Source organism: Pseudarthrobacter sp. 05T312 (assembly GCF_056396685.1).
In genome coordinates this window covers 188,051-206,147 of the sequence record NZ_JBFTLY010000005.1, presented here as the reverse complement: position 1 = coordinate 206,147, position 18,097 = coordinate 188,051, and the positions used below count along the sequence as shown (strand labels likewise).

The 18,097-nt window shown below is 61.4% G+C and carries 14 protein-coding genes; 8 read left to right on the top strand and 6 right to left on the bottom strand.

Going from position 1 to position 18,097, the window contains the following annotated elements:
* Nucleotides 1–28 precede the first annotated feature (28 nt).
* The 6 genes from gyrB to dnaA all read right to left on the bottom strand — a co-directional run bounded on the left by gyrB (nucleotide 29) and on the right by dnaA (nucleotide 8,371).
* The gene (gyrB, locus tag AC1DIP_RS10030; protein ID WP_476208217.1) at nucleotides 29–2,116 is read right to left on the bottom strand and encodes a DNA topoisomerase (ATP-hydrolyzing) subunit B; all 2,088 of its coding nucleotides are present in this window, start codon (nucleotides 2,114–2,116) and stop codon (nucleotides 29–31) included.
* Between the two features lie 375 nt (nucleotides 2,117–2,491).
* Complete coding sequence (locus tag AC1DIP_RS10025; RefSeq protein WP_476208216.1) at nucleotides 2,492–3,046, bottom strand: DciA family protein; 555 nt, start codon at nucleotides 3,044–3,046, stop codon at nucleotides 2,492–2,494.
* Nucleotides 3,036–4,241, bottom strand: coding sequence for a DNA replication/repair protein RecF (recF, locus tag AC1DIP_RS10020; RefSeq protein WP_476208214.1), 1,206 nt, complete (start codon nucleotides 4,239–4,241; stop codon nucleotides 3,036–3,038). The genes AC1DIP_RS10025 and recF overlap by 11 nt, the downstream gene beginning before the upstream one ends.
* Nucleotides 4,242–4,286: 45 nt before the next feature.
* Nucleotides 4,287–5,171, bottom strand: coding sequence for a phosphogluconate dehydrogenase (NAD(+)-dependent, decarboxylating) (gene gnd, locus AC1DIP_RS10015; protein ID WP_476208212.1), 885 nt, complete (start codon nucleotides 5,169–5,171; stop codon nucleotides 4,287–4,289).
* 116 nt (nucleotides 5,172–5,287) lie between these two features.
* On the bottom strand, nucleotides 5,288–6,412 hold the full coding sequence (gene dnaN / locus AC1DIP_RS10010; RefSeq protein ID WP_141158802.1) for a DNA polymerase III subunit beta: 1,125 nt from the start codon (nucleotides 6,410–6,412) through the stop codon (nucleotides 5,288–5,290).
* Between the two features lie 537 nt (nucleotides 6,413–6,949).
* Nucleotides 6,950–8,371 carry a chromosomal replication initiator protein DnaA gene (gene dnaA / locus AC1DIP_RS10005; RefSeq protein ID WP_477733640.1) on the bottom strand — a complete coding sequence of 474 codons (1,422 nt, stop codon included), beginning with the start codon at nucleotides 8,369–8,371 and terminating at the stop codon, nucleotides 6,950–6,952.
* Nucleotides 8,372–8,841: 470 nt separating this feature from the next.
* Here dnaA and rpmH point away from each other — a divergent pair, with 470 nt between their 5' ends.
* The 8 genes from rpmH (at nucleotide 8,842) to AC1DIP_RS09965 (ending at nucleotide 14,584) form a co-directional block, all read left to right on the top strand.
* Nucleotides 8,842–8,979, top strand: a complete 138-nt coding sequence (rpmH, locus tag AC1DIP_RS10000; protein ID WP_003800212.1) for a 50S ribosomal protein L34 — start codon at nucleotides 8,842–8,844, stop codon at nucleotides 8,977–8,979.
* Nucleotides 8,980–9,019: 40 nt separating this feature from the next.
* Entirely contained in the window at nucleotides 9,020–9,430 is a 411-nt protein-coding gene (rnpA, locus tag AC1DIP_RS09995) for a ribonuclease P protein component (RefSeq protein WP_477733639.1), read from the top strand.
* Nucleotides 9,423–9,815, top strand: coding sequence for a membrane protein insertion efficiency factor YidD (gene yidD / locus AC1DIP_RS09990; RefSeq protein ID WP_476208200.1), 393 nt, complete (start codon nucleotides 9,423–9,425; stop codon nucleotides 9,813–9,815). The genes rnpA and yidD overlap by 8 nt, the downstream gene beginning before the upstream one ends.
* 15 nt (nucleotides 9,816–9,830) lie before the next feature.
* Entirely contained in the window at nucleotides 9,831–10,796 is a 966-nt protein-coding gene (yidC, locus tag AC1DIP_RS09985) for a membrane protein insertase YidC (protein WP_476208199.1), read from the top strand.
* Nucleotides 10,796–11,359 carry a Jag family protein gene (locus AC1DIP_RS09980; protein WP_477733638.1) on the top strand — a complete coding sequence of 188 codons (564 nt, stop codon included), beginning with the start codon at nucleotides 10,796–10,798 and terminating at the stop codon, nucleotides 11,357–11,359. Before yidC ends, AC1DIP_RS09980 begins: the two co-directional genes overlap by 1 nt.
* Before the next feature lie 20 nt (nucleotides 11,360–11,379).
* Nucleotides 11,380–12,030 (top strand): 16S rRNA (guanine(527)-N(7))-methyltransferase RsmG, encoded by a 651-nt coding sequence (gene rsmG, locus AC1DIP_RS09975; RefSeq protein WP_476208195.1) that lies wholly within the window; start codon nucleotides 11,380–11,382, stop codon nucleotides 12,028–12,030.
* Nucleotides 12,031–12,119: 89 nt separating this feature from the next.
* Nucleotides 12,120–13,202, top strand: coding sequence for an AAA family ATPase (locus tag AC1DIP_RS09970; protein ID WP_476208194.1), 1,083 nt, complete (start codon nucleotides 12,120–12,122; stop codon nucleotides 13,200–13,202).
* Between the two features lie 65 nt (nucleotides 13,203–13,267).
* Complete coding sequence (locus tag AC1DIP_RS09965; RefSeq protein WP_477733637.1) at nucleotides 13,268–14,584, top strand: ParB/RepB/Spo0J family partition protein; 1,317 nt, start codon at nucleotides 13,268–13,270, stop codon at nucleotides 14,582–14,584.
* Nucleotides 14,585–18,097: the final 3,513 nt, after the last annotated feature.

Here is an 18,097-nt window from a genome sequence, read left to right as displayed (position 1 = left end):
CTGGTTCCGAATACTTTGGAGCGGGTCCTTAGATGTCCAGGAACCTGACGTCCTTGGCGTTCTGCTGGATGAAGTTGCGTCGGGATTCCACGTCTTCACCCATGAGGACGGAGAAGATCTGGTCGGCGGCGAGGGCGTCATCCATGGTCACCTGCAGCAGGGTGCGGTGGTCGGGGTCCATGGTGGTGTCCCACAATTCGGTGTAGTCCATCTCGCCGAGGCCCTTGTAACGCTGGATGCCGTTGTCCTTGGGAATGCGGCGTCCGGCTGCCTGCCCGGCCACGAGTTTGGCGTCGCGTTCACGGTCGCTGTACACGTAGTCGTGGGGGGCGTTGGACCACTTGATCCGGTACAGCGGCGGCTGGGCCAGGTATACATAGCCGTTCTCGATGAGGGGGCGCATGTACCGGAACAGCAGGGTCATCAGCAGTGTGGTGATGTGCTGGCCGTCCACGTCGGCATCCGCCATGAGCACGATCTTGTGGTAGCGCAGCTTGGTGAGATCAAAGTCCTCGCCGATGCCGGTGCCAAAGGCGGTGATCATGGACTGGACTTCGGCGTTGCCCAGGGCCTTGTCCAAACGGGCGCGCTCCACGTTCAGGATCTTGCCGCGCAGCGGCAGGATGGCCTGGGTCTCGGGGTTGCGGCCGCGCTTGGCGGAACCACCGGCCGAGTCACCCTCCACGATGTAGACCTCGCACTTTTCCGGGTTTTTGGAGGAGCAGTCCGAAAGCTTGCCGGGCATGCCAAAGGACTCCAGCGGGCTCTTGCGCCGAGCATTGTCGCGGGCCTTGCGCGCAGCCATCCTGGCCTGCGCGGCAGAGATCGCTTTGCGGATCACGTCGCGGGCGGGGCCGGGATTGCGCTCGAGCCAGTCGCCCAGCCCGTCGGTGACCACGCGCTGGACGAAGCCTTTGACCTCGGAATTGCCGAGCTTGGTCTTCGTCTGGCCCTCGAACTGCGGTTCAGCCAACTTGACGGAAATGACGGCGGTGAGGCCTTCACGGATGTCGTCACCCGTGAGGTTGTCGTCCTTTTCCTTGATGATGCCTTTTTCCCGGGCATAGCGGTTGACCAGGGAGGTCATGGCAGCACGGAAGCCTTCTTCGTGCGTGCCACCTTCGTGGGTGTTGATGGTGTTGGCGTAGGTGTGGACGCTTTCGGAATAGGCGCTGGTCCACTGCATCGCCATTTCCAAGGCGATCTTGCGGTCCTTGTCCTCAGTTTCGAAGGCGATGACGTCCTCATGGACCACCTCGACCTTCTTGCCCGAGTTCAGGTGCCGGACGTAGTCCAGCAGGCCTTCGTCGTATTGGTAGACCACAGTGCGGTGTTCTGCGCTGACTTCGCCCTCGGTGCTGAGGTCGTCAAGGTCCAGGTCGCCGTCGGCATTGTCCCCGGCCGGTGCGCGCTCATCCGTCAGGGTGATCCGCAGGCCCTTGTTCAGGAACGCCATCTGCTGGAAGCGGGCGCGCAGCGTCTCGAAATCGAAGTCCGTGGTCTCAAAGATCGCCGGATCCGGGTAGAACGTCTGGGTGGTTCCCGTGGCGTCCGTCTCTTCGCCCATGACCAGGCTGCCCTGCGGCTTGCCTCCGTCGGCAAAGGACATCCGCCATACGTGTCCCTGGCGGCGCACTTCGGTGTCCACGCGGCTGGACAGGGCGTTGACCACTGAGATGCCCACGCCGTGCAGGCCACCGGAGACTGCGTATCCACCGCCACCGAACTTGCCGCCGGCGTGCAGGATGGTCATGACCACCTCGACGGTGGGCTTGTGTTCCGTGGGGTGCATGTCCACCGGGATACCGCGGCCGTCATCGACTACTTTAACGCCGCCGTCGGCCTGCAGGACGATCTCGATGTGGCTGCAGTATCCGGCCAATGCTTCGTCCACGGAGTTGTCCACCACCTCGTACACCAGGTGGTGGAGGCCACGGGGTCCGGTGGATCCGATGTACATGCCTGGACGTTTGCGGACAGCTTCGAGGCCCTCGAGGACAGTGATGTCGCTGGCGCCATATTCCCGCGGCGTGGTGGCAGCAGCCGGGGTGTCAGGGGTGCGGCCATCCTCGACTGCTGTATCTGCTGCCAGAATATCTGTATTGTCGTTAGCCACAGGCGCTGCGACTCCTCTGTTCTCGATGATGGCCGGCCGGTGCCTCTCCCAGGGAAAGCCACCCGCCAACAGGCACAAACTTATGGCGCCGGTGACCTGCTGACAGTGGTGCTCCGTTCCCCGAACGCGGAGAGCGCACGGAGAACGGACTGAAGTCAACGTTTCATCCGCGCCCAGTTATCTGCACCAATTCTACCGTGAACCGGCTCATATCCCCGCATTCCAGGGCCTTCAGCACAGGTGAACATGGCTGTGCGAGGCTCTTGGCCGCGCCTAGGGCGGCCCAGCGGTACGCCCTCCGGGTGCCTATACGCGCACTGGTCCTTACAGCGCCCTACACGCCCTTGCGCGCAGTTTCAAGAGTTGCCGCTCCGGCTATCCGTAAGTATCCCGGGGACCACGGCCCTGGACACTGCGTCCACCCTTGCGCCAGCTCGGTGCCGACGGTCCGAGGACCTGGATTTTGGTGACCACTCCATCACCCAGTTCCCGCCGGAACTTATCAAGCAGGCTGGTGCTCAGGAGCCGAAGCTGGGTGGCCCATGCCGTGGAATCACACCGCACGTGGAGGGTGGTGTCGGTAAAGCTCTCCGGTGTGCAGTGGGAGGAGATTTCCGGTCCCACCAGGGTTGCCCACTCCGCCATGACCGAACCAACGGCGACCGGCGACGTCCAGCCCCGCTCCGCCACCAGCCGGCCAACCACTTTCCCCAGCCCCAGGGGATCCCGCCCGGTGGCGTGGAACTGGCTGAAGCCGCGGGTGTCCCGGATACTGCCCTTGGTTTTCGGTGCGCCCGGACGCGCCACTTTCCGGCGGACTTCGCCGCGCGCGGCCGCGGCTTCACGCATACGGTTCAGTGCAGCCTGCGGGGCATCGATGTCGTCAGGTTCCCGGCCGGGCTGCAGCCCGCCGCGCTGGTCACTGCTCATCGATACCTCCCGGGACGACCTTCACCCGCCGTCCGGAGAGTTCTTCCGGAATATCGGCGTCGACGGCGGCGGTCACCAGGACCTGTTCCGCGCCGGAGACTATTGCGGCCAGTTTACGCCTGCGCTGGACGTCGAGTTCGGCAAAGACGTCGTCCAGGATGAGGATGGGCGCAGAACCGCCGGTGCGCGCATCGTCCAGCATCACGTAATACGAGGCCAGGCGAAGGGACAGGCACATGGACCAGGTTTCACCATGCGAGGCGTACCCCTTGGCAGGGGCTTGCCCGAGCATCAATTCCAAATCGTCACGGTGCGGGCCCACCAGGGAGATGCCGCGTTCAAGTTCTTTCCTGCGGGAATCCGCGAATGCCTGGACATAGCGGTCCGTGAGCTGGTCCACGGAGAGAAGGCGGAGGTCATCGGGGCTGCCTGAAGAACCTCCCCCCGTGGCGCCCTGGGCACTTCCGGCCGGAACGCCGTCGTCGTCCATCTGGTTCTGCAGCGTTGACCGGTAGGTGGCGTCCGCCGGCTTGGACGCATCCGTAAGTTCGGCGTAGGCGCGGGCGAGGTGCGGGCGCAGCCTTTCCACGAGCTCCAGCCGCGCGTGCAGCAATTCCGCTCCGGCCTTGGCCATGTGTTGGTCCCACACCTCGAGGGTGGATTCATGCGCGGAGGTGAACTTACCCGCCCGCGCGGACTTGAGCAGGGCATTGCGCTGTTTCAGCACCCGGTCGTAGTCACTGCGGGTGGCCGCGTGGTGCGGGATGAGGCTGGCCAGCAGCTCGTCCAGGAAGCGGCGGCGGTTGGACGGATCTCCCTTGACCAACGCCAGATCTTCCGGAGCGAAAAGTACTGTCTGGCAGATGCCCACGAGGTCACGTGCACGCACAGGATTACTGCGGTTGATACGCCCACGGTTTGCCCGGCTGGCGTTGATTTCCAGTTCAAGGACCGTGGTCTGCGTTCCGCGGACCAGCCGCGCCCGGACCAGCGCGCGTTCCGTGCCGAACCTCAGCAGGGGCGCATCGGAGCTGACCCGGTGGGAACTGAGGGTAGCCAGGTAGCCGATGGCCTCCATCAGGTTGGTCTTGCCGATGCCGTTGTATCCCACAAGGACGGTGACGCCGGGTTCCAGGGCGAGATCCACCTGGGCGTAACTGCGGAAGTCGGTCAGTGAAAGGTGTTCCAGATACACGCGGTTTTCGGCAATTCTGGGAACTCTGCTGGTTCCCGGTGGCTGCTACTTGGCGGGACGGGTTGCGTGGCCGCCGAACTGGTGGCGCAGCGCGGAAACCATCTTCATGGCTGGCGAGGTATCCTCCCGGGACGCAAACCGGGCGAACAATGCGGCGGTAATGGCCGGAGCGGGGACGGCGTTGGCGATGGCTTCCTCAACGGTCCACCGGCCTTCGCCGGAGTCTTCCACGTAATCGTCGATCGAGGCCAGGCCGGGGTCCTCGTCGAGGGCCTTGACCATGAGGTCCAGGAGCCAGGACCGGACAACGGTTCCTTTTTGCCAAGCCCGGAACGTGCCGGGAAGATCGGTGACGATGTCCTTGGCTGCAAGCAGTTCGTAGCCTTCGGCGTACGCCTGCATCAGTCCGTATTCGATTCCGTTATGGACCATTTTGGCGTAGTGGCCGGCTCCAATACCGCCGACGTGGACGAAGCTGTCCGCCCGATCGCCTTCGGGACGCAGTGCATCGAAGACCGGCAGGGCACGTTCAATGTCTGCGGCATCCCCGCCGGCCATCAGTCCGTAACCGTTCTGCAAGCCCCAGACGCCGCCCGAGACACCGCAGTCAGCGAAACGAATGTCCTTGGCGGCAAGGAGTTCGCCATGCTTCTGGTCCTCGGTGAACCTGGAATTACCTCCGTCGATGACCAGGTCGCCCGGTTCCAGCTTTTCGCTGAGTTCTGTGATGACGGCGTCCGTTATGGGCCCCGAGGGCACCATGACCCAGATGATCCTTGGCGCCGGAACGGCGGCGATCAGCTCATCGACGCTGGCGGCATCGGTTACGTCCGGGTTCCGGTCGTAACCGGTGACTTCCAGGCCACCTTTGCGCAGGCGCTCACGCATGTTGAATCCCATTTTGCCGAGGCCGATCAGTCCAATATGCATGATGAACTCTTTTCTGCTCTAGTGGGAGGAACGGAGTTGGCGGCGGGAGCCGATGGGTGGGCCCACGCCGCCCGGGTTCCCTGGCCGAGCTTGCGAGGCAAGGGAGGCGGCGGGGACTAGTTGGGAAGCCGGACCGGCATTACCAGGTAGCGGTAGTCGTCCTGGTCTTCGCCGTCGGCGTCTGCCTGGGCCGTGATCATGGCGGGCTTGGGCGCGGTGGTGAAGGAGAACCGGACGAATTTGGTTTCGATGACGCTGAGTCCCTCGATCAGGTAATGCGGGTTGAAGGCAACCGTGATGTCCTCGCCGGACAGTTGGGCCTCAAGCTCTTCTGATGCCTGGGCGTCCTCTCCCGTTCCGGCATCAAGGTTGAGCAGGCCGTCGGTGAAGGCAAGACGGACCGGGGTGTTGCGTTCGGCCACCAGCGATACACGGCGGACAGCCTCAACGAGTTCCTGGGTCTGCACCGTAGCGTGGATCGGGGTGGATTCGGGGAACAGCGACCGGATCTTGGGGTAGTCGCCATCCACCAGCAGCGAGGTGGTGGTGCGGCCTCCGCTCTCGAAACCGATCAGGCGGCTGTCGTCGTCGGACAGGGCTAGGTTGATGTCGCCGCTGTTGCCAAGCGTTTTGGCTACTTCGTTGAGGGTTTTGGCCTTGACCAGGGCACTGGTGGAGATCCCGGGAGTCACAGGCTTCCAGGGTACTTCGCGCATGGCCAGACGGTACCGGTCGGTGGCCAGGAGCGTTATCAGGTCGTCCTCGATTTCCATCCGCACGCCGGTGAGGATGGGCAGGGTGTCGTCCTTGCTCGCCGCGATGATCACCTGGGAGACAGCCTGGGCAAAGGCATCCCCCGGGACGGTTCCGCTGATGGCCGGCAGTGACGGAAGTGGCGGGTACTCGGCTTCCGGCATGGTGGCGAGGTGGAAGCTGCTTCGGCGGCAGGTGAGGGTGACTTTGTTGCCGTCAGTCTCCACGTCCACAGGGGCGGACGGCAGGCTGCGGCAGATGTCGGCCAGGAGGCGGCCGGATACCAGGATGGTGCCTTCGTCCCGGATATCGGCGGTGATCTCAAGGCGGGCCGAGGTTTCGTAGTCAAAGCTGGAAAGGCTGACGGTTCCGGCTTCGGCCTTCAGCAGGAGGCCGGACAGGACAGGCACTGGAGGCCGCGGAGACAACGACCGGGCTGTCCAGGTGACGGCTTCTGCCAGGACGTCCCGATCGACTCTGAACTTCACGGAAGGGTGCCGCCTTTCATTGCTGCTGCCATGTAAACCCGGGAATTTCGCAGGAAACTCCGGAAGAAGTTGGGCGCACCCCGGCTGGTGCATGGTCCGCGGAGACGGAAACCACACGAAAACCCAGGGATGGGAGCGCTGCTGACAGCTTAGCCGGAAGATCGGGGATTAACCCATCCCCCGCAGGACCAGCCCGGCTCCTCCGGGGCCGGCGGGCCCCCTCGGTGGAAGGGCGGAAGGTTCTTGTTGTTTGAGGGATTTCAATTTTTTGGGATTAGTAGTGTTAATAACTGCTGTGGAAACTGTGGATAACCCGGTCCAGCCGCGTGGTTCCGCGCTTAAGGCCTGTTCACGGACTGTGCGTTAACTGGGTTTTAAACAGGGTGTGGATGGGGACAACGCAAACGGCCATTTTTAACGATCCACAGACGGCTTAAGGGTTTTAAGCCCATTAACCGCGCTTGTCCCCTTAAGTATCCACAGGCTTATCCACATGCCCCTGTTAATAAGGTATAGAGTGCCTGGTGCGGTGTGGATTCAGGAGTCGCGTTGCTGCTGTTTGATCCGGTTGGTCAGCTCGGTCACCTGGTTGTAGATCACACGGCGCTCCGCCATGAGTTCGCGGATCTTTCGGTCGGCGTGGATGACGGTGGTGTGGTCGCGGCCGCCAAGTTCCTGTCCGATCTTGGGAAGCGACATGTCCGTCAGCTCCCGGCACAGGTACATGGCGATCTGGCGTGCAGTCACCAGGGTCCGGGTGCGGGACTTGCTGCAGAGTTCTTCCATGCTGAGCTTGAAGTAGTCAGCCGTCTGCTGGAGGATCTGGGCGGACGTGATCTCCTGGGCGCCGTCGTCGGTAATCAGGTCCTTCAAGACCATCTCGGCAAGGGCCACGTCCACGGGCTGCCGGTTCAGGCTGGCAAAGGCCGTAACCCGGATCAGGGCGCCTTCGAGTTCGCGGATGTTGCTGGAGATCTTCGATGCGATGTACTCCAAGGCATCGTCCGGGGCGGACAGCCCCTCGCTCAGCGCCTTCTTGCGGAGGATGGCGATACGGGTCTCAAGCTCCGGCGGCTGGATGTCCGTCAGCAGGCCCCACTCGAAACGTGACTTCATCCGGTCCTCAAACCCGGCCAGCAGCTTGGGCGGCTGGTCCGAGGTGATGACTACCTGCTTGTTGTTGTTGTGCAGGGCATTGAAGGTGTGGAAGAACTCCTCCAGCGTCCGGTCCTTGCCCGCCAGGAACTGGATGTCGTCGATCAGCAGGACATCGACGTTCCGGTACGTCGTCTTGAAGCTGGTGCCTTCGTCATCGCGGATCGAGTTGATGAAGTCGTTGGTGAATTCTTCCGAGTTCACGTAGCGGACGCGGATCCCGCTGTAGAGGCGCCGGGCGTAATGGCCGATCGCATGCAGGAGGTGGGTCTTGCCCAGGCCTGAATCTCCGTAGATGAAGAGCGGGTTGTATGCCTTGGCGGGCGCTTCGGCAACAGCCACGGCGGCGGCGTGGGCGAACCGGTTCGAGGAACCAATCACGAAGGTGTCGAAGACGTACTTGGGGTTCAGCCGGCCGAACTCATGCGACGTGCTGGGGAGCATAGGCTGCGGCTTCTGCTCGATGACCTGGTCCGGCGCGAAAGCAGGTTCGACGACGGGCTCGGGCTCCTTGTGGATGGGCACCAGATCGGTGTCCACGTCGATGGCACAGCGGATGTCTTCGGAGAAAACGTTGTGCAATGCATCGTCAAGGGCTTCCTTGACCTGGGTCTGGAGCACTTCGCGGGTGAGTTCGTTCGGGACGGCCACCAGGAGCGTGGAACCGATAAGGCCCTGCGCCTGGGCATGGATAACAAAGCCACGCTGGCGTGGTGATACCCGGTGGTCCTGTTCCAGCAGGCTGACCACCCGGCGCCAGGAACTTCCGACAGTATTGGCGTGGTTGGCTTCGTCTACTGTCATCAATCGGTTCCCTCAAAACTTGCTATGCCTGCATTGCCTGCAGCCCCAAGTCCGGAACCAGGGTGCTGGCCCAGCTTCATCCACAGGGTTATGCACAGTCCGTGGATAATCGGCTACTGGGACACTCTAGGTGATGAAAAGCCTAGAAGATAGCTGGCTATCTGGCTGTGGATAATTACACGGTTGTGGTTCTGGAAGTGCCCCTGTGAGCCACTTCATCCACAGGCTGTTGGGGATACTTAGCAACAGCTGGGGACAGCCGTGCGGTACCGTTCCGGTTTGACTCGGACCCGCAAATTGCCCTAACGTTGTGAAGTCCTTTGTGTCCGCTTTTTGGGCCCCATCTGAACATCCAGACGCAGTGCGCCTGGGCAGTCGGGGGAAGCGTGCATATACAAAACTTAGCGTCGGCCAGTTCTTCCCCTTTACTGATCGGGTGGGCGCACCTTTGATCCACTGGAGTAACTAACGTGAGCAAGCGGACTTTTCAGCCGAATAACCGCCGTCGAGCCAAGAAGCACGGCTTCCGCCTTCGTATGCGTACCCGTGCCGGCCGTGCCATCCTGGCAGCCCGTCGTGGCAAGGGCCGCACCGAACTGTCGGCCTAGATAACTGGCTTATCGGTAGACATTCCCTTGCGAGTTTAAGGTGCTGGCCGCCCGCAACCGCTTGAGGACCCCAACCGATTTTTCAACAACTGTACGTTCCGGTGTCCGCAATGGACGCCGGAACGTAGTGTTATATGCGGCAGCCATTGCTGCTGACGAACCCAGCCGGATCGGGTTCATTGTTTCCAAGAGTGTAGGGAACGCTGTGGTCAGGAACCTCGTTAAGAGGAGACTGAGAGAAGCGGCCGCTGCCTCGTTGCGCGAGCACGGTACAGGACTCGCCATCGTGATTCGGGCGCTTCCTGCGTCCGCCTCGGCCAGCTGGGACCAGCTGCTGTCGGACTACAACGCTGCACTGGAATCTACGCTGAACCGGCTGGCCGGCCGTCCTTCGCGGGCTGCCGGCAGTGGTTCAGCCGGTACAACACAGGAGGGGACACCGCGTGCCTAACGCCACCGCCGTCGTCGCCCGTCTCCGCACCGTGACCGCCGTTGTCGGCACGTTTCTCTGGAACCTGCCCCGGAACATCCTCATTCTCCTGCTGATGGCCTACCGCAAGGTGGTTTCTCCCTTGTATGGGCCGGTCTGCCGGTTCTTCCCTTCCTGCTCGGCCTATGCCCTGGAAGCGGTCACCGTTCACGGCGCCGTCAAGGGAAGCTGGCTTGCAGCCCGGCGCCTTGGCCACTGCCACCCATGGAATCCCGGCGGAGTGGACCACGTCCCCGCCGGGGGACGGGTCTGGCCAGCTGGCCAGACCCCCACAATTGTTGTGCTGAACAATCCGGACCGGTACCTGGTTGCTCGGACTGATGAAGAAGGCCGCAGTGCGGCCTGACGAATAGGGATAAGTATGGACATCTTTGGAACAATCATTGCCCCATTTAAGTGGCTGGTTTCCTTCATCATGGTCGCGTTCCACGATGGCCTGAGCGCCATTGGGATGCCAGCGGCGAATGGCTGGACCTGGACCCTGGCCATTATCGGACTGGTCCTGGTGATCCGTGCCGCCCTGATCCCTGTATTCGTCAAGCAGATCAAGGCGCAGCGTGGCATGCAGCTCCTGCAGCCGGACCTTAAGAAGCTCCAGGAGAAGTACAAAGGCAAGACCGACCAGCTGTCCCGGCAGGCCATGGCCCAGGAACAGATGGCCATGTACAAGAAGCATGGAACCAACCCGTTCTCGGCATGCCTTCCCATGCTGATCCAGATGCCGTTCTTCTTCGCCCTGTTCCAGGTGCTCTCCGGCATTTCAGGAGCGAAGGAACAGGGTGAAGGCATTGGGGCCATGAGCCACGAGCAGGTTGTCGAGTTCGACGCGTCCAGCATTTTTGGGGCTCCGCTGTCTGCAGCCCTGCTGCACGGGGGCGCCGGCAACGTTGCCGTGGTAGTGCTGTCCATCGTGATGATCCTCGCCATGACGGCCTCGCAGTTCATCACCCAGAAGCAGATCATGGCCAAGAACATGTCCGAAGAGGCCATGGCCAGCCCGTTCATGCGGCAGCAGAAGATGATGCTCTACATCCTGCCCCTCGTCTTCGGTGTGGGTGGCATCAACTTCCCCATCGGCGTGCTGATCTACTGGACCACCACCAACCTTTGGACCATGGGCCAGCAGTTCTTCGTTATCCGCCGGATGCCGACGCCGGGCTCCCCCGCAGCAAAGGCCCTCGCCGAACGCCGTGCCGCCAGGGGCCTGCCGGCTCTGTCCGTCCTGAGCGGGAAGCGGGATGAAGCAGCCGACGAAGCCGCAGCGGCCGCAGTTGAGATCAAGGGACAGCGTGTCCAGCCCCAGCGCAAGAACAGGAAGAAGAAGTAATGTCAGCCGAGAGCACCGAGCACGCCCTTTCTGAAGAGATCGAAGATCAGGACGAGTCCGTGGGCCAGGATGATCCCGCCGCCAAAGGTTCCGCCGCCAGCCGCCTTGAGGAAGAGGGGGACGTCGCCGCCGACTACCTGGAGGAACTGCTGGACATCGCCGACATCGACGGCGACATCGACATCGAGGTCCGCAACGGACGGACCTACATCTCCATCGTTGCCGAAGAGGAAACCGAAGGCCTTGAAGGCTTGGTCGGCGAAGACGGTGAAGTCCTGGAAGCCCTGCAGGAACTGACCCGCCTCGCAGTGCTGTCTGCGACGGAGAACCGTTCACGGCTCGTGCTGGACATCAATGGCTACCGGCAGGAACGTACCGGACACCTGCAGAAGATCGCCGAGGACGCCGCAGCTTCCGTAAAGGAATCCGGCAAGGCGGTGGCCTTGGAGCCGATGAGCGCCTACGAACGCAAAATCGTGCACGACGCCGTAGCTGACCTCGGCCTGGTCAGCGAGTCCGAGGGCGAGGGCGCCGGACGCCATATCGTCGTTTCCGCAGACTAGTGAATGCCGGACCAATAGTTATGGTTGACATCACGGCAGCAGAGCAGCGCGCTGCTGAGAAGATCTTTGGTGACCGCCTGGAGCTGGCAAAGCGCTACGTGGAGCACCTCGCCACGTCTGGTACCGAGCGGGGCCTTATCGGCCCCCGCGAGGTGCCCAGGCTGTGGAGCCGCCATGTGCTCAACTGCGCAGTCATCGAAAGCGAGATTGCGCACGGAAGCCATGTAGCCGACGTCGGGAGCGGTGCCGGCCTGCCGGGCCTTTGCCTTGCGATTGCGCGCCCCGACCTTGAGCTCACCCTTATCGAACCACTGGAGCGCAGGGTGATTTGGCTTCAGGAAGTCGTCGATGACCTCGGCCTGGACAATGTCACGGTGATGCGCACCCGCGCCGAACTGGCTGTCGGGCATGTGGAAGCGGACGTCGTGACCGCCCGCGCCGTATCTGCGTTGACCAACCTGGCCGGCCTTACCATCCCGCTGCTGGGTGGGCACGGCGAAGTGGTGGCCATCAAGGGCCGCAGCGCGGGCGAGGAAATCGAGAAGGCGGCCAAGACCATCCGCAAGCTGGGTGGTGTGGAGACGTCGGTGCTGACCGTCGGTGACAACCTCCTGGAGGAGCCGACGACGGTTGTGCGCATCGTGGTGAACAAGTCCCAAAAGAAGTCCTAATGCGGGCCCGCTGACGGCTGTCAGCAGGCCGGAGCAGTTAGGCTAGACAACGGCAGCAAAATTGGCTGAACGAGAGTGAGTGTGCCCCAGTGACCAGTAGTGAAGCCTCCGCACAACGGATCCCACCGTTTGTGTCCTTGGGGTCGGCACGTTCTGTCGCTGGGTCAGGGCTGGCGGGCACCGCTATGGCACCCGGCCGCGGCGGTAATCATCCGAAGTCGGTTGTCTCGCCCTCGTCCGGCAATGCGGTTTCACGTGAAACAACCCCTGCCGGTCGCTCCAACGTTATTGATGCCATCGATGACTCGAGTCCCATCGCGCGTGAACTTGCCCATGAAACCAAACGTCGTGAGCGTTTGGTGGGGCGGAAGCTTCCCCGCCCGGAAAAGACGCGCATCTTTACCGTGTCCAACCAGAAGGGCGGCGTGGGCAAGACCACCACGACAGTGAACATCGCCGCTGCCCTTGCCGCGGCCGGACTGAACGTCCTGGTGATTGACATCGATCCGCAGGGCAATGCTTCGACCGCGTTGGGCATCGAACACCATGCGGACGTGGACAGCATCTACGACGTCCTGATCAACGACGTTCCGCTGGCTGATGTGGTGGCTCCCTGCCCGGACATTGGAAAGCTCATCTGCGCACCCGCCACGATCCACCTTGCCGGCGCCGAGATTGAACTCGTATCCCTTGTAGCCCGTGAACAGCGCCTGCGCCGGGCCATCGATGTGTATGCCAAGGTACGCGAGAAGAACGGCGAAGAACGCCTTGACTACGTTTTCATTGACTGCCCTCCGAGCCTGGGCCTGCTGACGGTCAATGCCTTCTGCGCAGCCAATGAGGTCCTGATTCCCATCCAGTGCGAGTACTACGCCCTGGAAGGACTCAGTCAGCTCCTCAAGAACATTGAGATGATCCAGAAGCACCTCAATGCCGATCTTGTTGTATCGACCATCCTGCTCACCATGTATGACGGCCGCACCAACCTGGCCGCACAGGTAGCTGCGGAGGTGCGCCAGCACTTCCCCGATCAAGTCCTTTCAGCCGTCGTTCCCCGCTCCGTGCGAATTTCCGAGGCCCCCAGCTACCAGCAGACGGTCATGACCTACGACCCTTCCTCAAGTGGTGCGCTGTCCTATCTCGAAGCCGCCGCAGAAATCGCCGAACGCTAGAATCTTCAATACCGCAACGCACGGAGCCAGGCTCGTCCCGGCTCTACCACTGGAGGGATTTACCCATGAGCGAGAAGCGACGGGGCCTAGGCCGCGGTCTTGGCGCGCTGATTCCTAGTTCCGCCGCAGCCAATGGGTCTTCCGGTAACGGTGGGGCGGTATCCCGGCCGGTGGATCTGTTCTTCCCCGAAGGTCGAAAGAGGACCGAACCCCTGGACCAGCCCGCAGCACGGGCTGAAGCCAACGCGGACAAGGATACGGCAGCGAACAGCCCTGCCAGGCGATCGGCGGCTAAACCAGCGGCTGCTAAGTCCCTCGATGATAAGGGTGTTGCTGAGGCGGCCAACGCTGCTTCCAGCACCGATGCTTCGGCCACGAAAAAGGCTCCCGCCAAGAAGGCTCCCCGTTCCGGGGCCAAGCCGGATGCGGAGCCTGCCGTCCCTCCGGCTGGAACACCTGCCGAGCCCGCTCTGGAAGAAAAGGAAGCTGTTGCTGTAACTGCCGCTGCCGCTACCTCCAGTGCCGCGGACACGGGCGTTGACTCCGGGGTTGATCTCGTTGAGGTTCCGGGCGCCCGCTTCGCGGAAATCTCCGTCGCTGACATCCACCCCAACCGGAAACAGCCCCGCAGCGTCTTCGATGAAGACGACATGGCCGAGCTTGTACACTCAGTACGCGAAATTGGCGTTCTTCAGCCGATTGTTGTTCGCACATCAACCGAAGATGGTAGCGAGCCCTACGAACTGGTCATGGGTGAACGCCGCTGGCGCGCTGTGCAGGCGGCAGGGCTGGACACCATCCCCGCGATCATCCGGGACACAACAGATGACGACCTCCTGCGTGACGCGCTTCTGGAAAACCTCCACCGAAGCCAGCTGAACCCCCTGGAAGAGGCGGCGGCGTACCAGCAGCTCCTGGAGGACTTTGGTACCACCCACGAGCAGCTTGCGGACCGGATCGGCCGTTCCCGGCCGCAGGTCTCCAACACCCTGCGGCTCCTGAAGCTCCCGCCGCTGGTACAGCGACGCGTGGCTGCGGGCGTGCTGTCAGCGGGCCATGCCAGGGCCCTGCTTTCCCTGCCTGACGCAGCTGCAATGGAGCGGCTGGCCCAAAAGATCGTTGCCGAGGGCATGTCTGTCCGGGCAACGGAAGAAGCAGTCACGCTGTACCAGGATCCTGCTAAGCCGGCCAAGAACAACATCCCCCGCCCCGGCGCCAGGCATGAGCGCCTCGACTATCTCGCCTCCTCACTCTCGGACCGTCTGGACACCAACGTCAAGATCTCCTTGGGCGTCCGGAAGGGCAAGGTCAGCATCGAGTTTGCCAGCGTTGAGGACCTGAATCGCATCATGGATGTTTTAGCTCCTGGTTCAAATAATTGAGTAAACGAAAGGGCCCGATCCTCGCAGATCGGGCCCTTTCGTGTTGTTACGGCGCCTTACACGGTCCCCTTTCCACGCTAGAACCCGCCCGGCTGCATCCAGACCGAGCATGGGAGAGGGACCAGGCTATTGATTCAGATCGCAGCCCATTGTGTGTTGCAGCCTGTAGTGAAAGTTGATGGACGGAACTTCCGTCGGCTATCGGGGTATTTCGTCGCGAACTGCGTGTCAGAACGCTACCTTTGGCGCGGCTATTTTCGAACCGGGATTCATGACGAGAGATCTCTGCACAGCCAACCAAATGTAAGGTTGTTGGGCCGGGTGCGAGCCGCGTGTGAAGGTATTTGTTTCACGTGAAACAGGCTCTTGGAGCTCCTCAGGGGACGATTCGGACATCGTTTTCGCGTAGACCTTCACTTTTGTAGGTGTAGTGGAACGTCCACCGGTGTCTGTGCAATTACTGGGGGAAGCGGGAAGTCGCCCGATTTCAACTCAAGGGATCCATGAAATCAATGCCTCATTGCGGCAGCTTGGCTACTTTGCACCTAAAGGCTGCATATGTCCCTCTCATTCGGTAAGCCCTTGCGAAAGGTCGTGCGACTTCCGTCCAACCGCCATTGTGGCACGCGGTGCGGCTGATCGGTGCGGCCGCAGGAAGGAAGCCCATCCGACTGCCATACCATAGTGTAGCGTCGCGCCAGGAACGGAAGCTGGATTGGTGAGTAGGCGTTGTTGATTCTTGGATGCGCCGCCCTGGGCTCTTTGTTCTGAAGGGAATCGGGGAAACAAGGCCGCTAATTCAGGCAGGTGGAGACCTGCTACTCCTCGAGTGATTATGCGGCTGCTAGGTATCCGACAACAATCCCCCCTTGGATCATTCTTGGCGGCTCTTTCCTTCTAATCAGCCTCCGTCACACGAATTCAGTGACGGGCCGCCCCGTGGATTGGACCTTTGATGTCCGCAGCCACCGGACTATGCGCATCTTAGTGGCGCCTTCTTGGGATTCGGGCTCTGACTTTACTCATGACCATTAGTGAAAGTCTGCTAGATGTTGCACGTGAAACTCATCCCCAGGTTTGGACGTCGCTGTCTCTGGCACTTGTTTCACGTGAAACGGTCGAGTGAATCGGCGGCTAGGGCGGACCAGCCTCATGGGCCGTAAACAATCCCACGAAAAGGCCGGTATGACCGGTCCCCTTTTCGACAGGTACTGCGCTGCGCAGTAGCCGCGCTTGTCCAGTTGTGTAGCGATGGGACCGCCGCAAGACCTGTGGCGGCATATCCTCCCGGGCGCTTTACTCGGCCACCACGACCTGTTTCACGTGAAACATGCCGCTTATGACTTTCGAAGAGCCTTCGGAAATGTTGTCAAAACAAGCCAGAGACACCAACTGACTGAGCGCAGCAGAAGCGCTCTAGGTAGATCCTCGACGCAGCATGATCCGGGTATTGACTGAAGGGACACGGTGAAGAAGTTTGGGTTCGACTGAGCATTTGGCTGCCCGTACGGGGTTCCAGTTGGTCACGCATTGCAGTGACTGGTCCTGTGCACAGCCCTCCCCCGCCGCAGTCGAGGCAGAGTTAGCAGCAGCCTAAAGGAGCCCGGCAAGGACCTGACTGCCCTCTGATAGTTGCATCGTCTACGCGCCGATGCTAGCCAGGTCATTGAATGCCCCTGCCACATCGCGGTCCAGACTTCCACACCGGCCCGTGCTCTTCGGTAGGTCGAGGAGTAGCCGTACCCGCGTCAGTGTTCGTTCAGCACAGGTGTCCGGGGGCACGTCGTCCGGTGGATATCGCTGTGGATAAGTTTGTGGATGAAGACCCTCAGCTGGACGAGTAGAGCCGCGCTGTCCCTTCCCTACTAGAAGCAAACATTTCGTGCCCGGACCCGTAAGGTTCGTCCGGGAGCAGTGACGTCACTGCAATGTTTCACGTGAAACTGCCCAGAACATCGGAAAGTGTGGAAACAAGATGGGATATTACCCGTTGTTGGTTAATTTCCTGTCTCACTTCGAGACGACCAGCGGCAAATCTCAAGGTGTATATCTGCCCTTGGATGGCGCTGAGCAGGCACGACACCCAGGTGACACTCAGGATGAGTCGATTCAGTACCCTCCTCAGCGGGCCCAACCTCGCTGGACCCTGTGGATAACCCTGTTGATTAGGCGCAACGCTGATGTGGATAACGCTGTGGATAACTTATGCAGTAGAGGGGAAGCGCGCCCTGTCCTTAGCCTCGACTTTGTTCGTCTAAGTCACCGTCGCCTGCGGGGTTCCTCTTCGCGTATGGGATACCGCGACGCTGCTGTAGAGGAACTACAGTCATGCCGTGCTACTGACCACGGCCCAACCCCGTCCCTGGTGTGTGGAAAGGGCAGTGCTACGACAACTAGCACTGAGATGGATGGACAGGCTGTGAAGAGATCCGACGATCCATTCGCCGCCGGCAGGGATCCAGTGACATGGATCTTCGCCGTGTCTGTACTTCTCGGTCCTCTCTGTCGGACTTCGTAATATGGGCATTGCTAAGACCGCTGTTGGAGTCCCAACTCCCGGATCTCGAGAGCATGCCGTAGGAGCACTCGTAGGTCCGTTCCACGTGTCCAATATTTCGCCGGCGCGCGGTAGGACTTGGAGGGGCGGGCTAGCCCGCTTTAGTTTCACGTGAAACAGCTTCAGGCACGGATGCTATGTTTCACGTGAAACGACCACTGGAAGTCCGGACATCGGCGCCGACAGCGTCCCCGAACGACAACGTTGGACCGCGTTTCGAAGCAGACACTCTTCAGGCGCAACAACCTTGCTGACTTCGACGGCCAGCTCCTAAGCTGAGTTCACCGCGACCTGCACTGCTCATGGCCCCGGTATCCCCGAAGCAATGATCATTGTTTGGCGAAGGCTCGAATCGTCAGGATGCCCTTGCTTCGCTAACCGGAGGCGCACAGTGGCTGAACCCAAGGGTGCCTACTTGGTAGCAACGTGTGGGGCCGGAGACCTGGGAGCCTGACCGGCGGTATGAGGGCCGTCTGGGTTCCCTTATACGTGCCGCTGGTGCGGGGTGACCGTATTTCAAACCACGCTCGATTGGAGGCGAGCAGGCCGACTGTCGCCTAGGTGAGGGGCTGCCCAGGGTGGCAGAGACGGATTAGCCCATAGGCGGGCCTGCCCTCATGGTGTCCTGTGTCGCGGAGTACTGGCCGCATCCGCCTGCCCGCCATAGAGTGCACCAGTACCAACAATACAGGCCTCACTGGAGTGCAATCGAGCGCGAAGAAGAGTTGCAGCGGCCGTATCTGCTGTGTACGTCCACATCCGATCCTTCTCCGCACTTCACGTGGAGAGCCCCCAACGTCTCAAACAAGACCTAGGCGTCCAGCACCGCCAAGGCGCAACTGTCCACCTGATGTGTTCCCTTGGCAGATATGGGAATCGGAGGCGCCCCACGTTCTCATTACCCTATCTGTGTGTTTCACGTGAAACACCGTTCTCGATTCCATAGGCCAGGCCCA